The organism is Neisseria sp. Marseille-Q2251, assembly GCF_940793045.1.
Classification (GTDB): domain Bacteria; phylum Pseudomonadota; class Gammaproteobacteria; order Burkholderiales; family Neisseriaceae; genus Neisseria.
The window spans coordinates 1-1,835 of record NZ_CALNWV010000086.1; the positions used below are offsets into that span (position 1 = coordinate 1).

The following is a 1,835-nucleotide window of genomic DNA, read 5'->3' on the forward strand; positions in this document are numbered from 1 at the left end:
TTTTATCCGAATGCGCCGTAAAACTTCGCCGTTTACGGCGGAGATATCAGGCGAGGACTGCGAAGCAGTCCTAAAAACGTTCAATTTCAGTCAGGCGTATTTTGCTGCTCAATATATTGCCGAATAATGGAAATAGGTGCACCGCCACAACTACCTGCAAAATAAGACGGCGACCACAACGCACCACCCCAAAGTTTCTCACGAATACTGGGATAATTTTTTTGCCTAATCATACGACTAGATACACCTTTCAAGCTGTTCACGAGTTTTGAAATAGACACTTTGGGTGGATAGTTTACAAGCAAATGAACATGGTCATTTTCACCGTCAAATTCCACTAGTTGTGCCTCAAAATCGGTGCAAACGCTTTCAAAAATTTGTCGCATATCGTCTAAAATTTCTTTTGTGAACACTTTTCGGCGATATTTTGCGACAAAGACTAAATGAACATGTAAGTTAAAAACAACGTGTCTACCACGTCTTAAATCGGTTTCTTTTTCCATAGACCAAGTGTAGAATAATCAAAAATTCCATTATCTACGAAACCATGCAAATACTCAAAGCGTTCAAATTTGAATTAATACCCAACGGCGCACAAGTCCGCAAAATGAAACAATTTTGCGGCTGTTCGCGTTTCGTATTCAATCGCGCTTTGGCGTATCAAAATGAACAATATCAAAAAGATAACTCTTTCAAATTCAGTTACGCCAAAATTGCGAATTTGCTGCCTGAATGGAAACGTGAGCTAGTTTGGCTAAAAGATTGCCACAGTCAGGTTTTGCAGCAATCTTTGAAAGATTTAGAAGCCAGTTTCAAAAACTTTTTCGCCAAACGTTCGGACTTTCCAAAATTTAAACGAAAGGGTGAAAAAGACAGTTTTCGCTTTCCGCAAGGCTGCAAATTGGAACAACAAAATAATCGTATCTATTTACCAAAAATAGGTTGGGTGCGTTATCGCAATAGCCGAGCTATTTCAGGCAGCCTGAAAAATGTAACCGTCAGCCAAAAATGCGGTAAGTGGTATGTTTCCATTCAAACAGAATTTGAGACGGAAACGCCAAAACCCAACGGCGGAGAAATCGGTATTGATATGGGCATCGTTCGTTTTGCTACTTTGTCCAACGGCGAATATTTTGAACCGATTAACGCATTTAAGAACCTAAAAGGCAAATTAGCTAAACTACAAAAACGTTTCAAAAACAAGACCAAATTTTCTAAAAATTGGCAAAAGTTAAAAGCCAAAATTGCCAAATTGCACCATAAAATCAGCAATATCCGTAAAAACTACTTGCATCAAATCAGCAGCCAAATCAGCAAAAACCACGCGATTGTGTACGTTGAAGATTTGCAAGTGGCGAATATGTCTAAATCGGCAAAAGGTAATGCTGAACAACATGGCAAAAATGTGAAACAGAAATCAGGCTTAAATCGGGCGATTTTAGACCAGTCTTGGGCGGAATTTAGGCGACAGTTAGCGCATAAATTGGCTTGGAATGGTGGGTTTTTGTTTGCTGTTCCGCCACAAAATACCAGCCGATGTTGTCCTAGTTGCGGACATACGACAAAAGACAACCGCCAAACGCAGGCGAATTTTGAATGCGTAGAGTGTGGCTATCAAAACAATGCCGATGTTGTTGGTGCAATCAATGTGTTAAAACGTGGGCAAGCCATTCAGGCTGCCTGAAAAACAAAAATCAGGGCAGGACGTGTCCGTAGCGCGTGTGAAGTGAACAATGCAGTCAGGTTGTCAGCAGCACGAACCCACCGAAGCGAGTTGGTAGAACATCACTAACCGCCGTAGGAATCTCCTTGCTTTAGCAAGGGGAGGATGTCAA

The 1,835-nt window shown here is 41.1% G+C and carries 2 protein-coding genes; one reads left to right on the forward strand and one right to left on the reverse strand.

Annotated elements, in window-relative coordinates:
- Positions 1 to 86 precede the first annotated feature (86 nt).
- Positions 87 to 503, reverse strand: a complete 417-nt coding sequence (gene tnpA / locus AAG834_RS13685; protein WP_019388955.1) for an IS200/IS605 family transposase — start codon at positions 501 to 503, stop codon at positions 87 to 89.
- Positions 504 to 547: 44 nt separating this feature from the next.
- Here tnpA and AAG834_RS13690 point away from each other — a divergent pair, with 44 nt between their 5' ends.
- Positions 548 to 1,684 carry an RNA-guided endonuclease InsQ/TnpB family protein gene (locus AAG834_RS13690; protein WP_070514239.1) on the forward strand — a complete coding sequence of 379 codons (1,137 nt, stop codon included), beginning with the start codon at positions 548 to 550 and terminating at the stop codon, positions 1,682 to 1,684.
- Positions 1,685 to 1,835: the final 151 nt, after the last annotated feature.

Bases quoted from the DNA above. Each gene is read 5' to 3' on its own strand.
- AAG834_RS13690 (WP_070514239.1), top strand. From the start codon at position 548: ATGCAAATACTCAAAGCGTTCAAATTTGAATTAATACCCAACGGCGCA.
- tnpA (WP_019388955.1), bottom strand. From the start codon at position 503: ATGGAAAAAGAAACCGATTTAAGACGTGGTAGACACGTTGTTTTTAAC.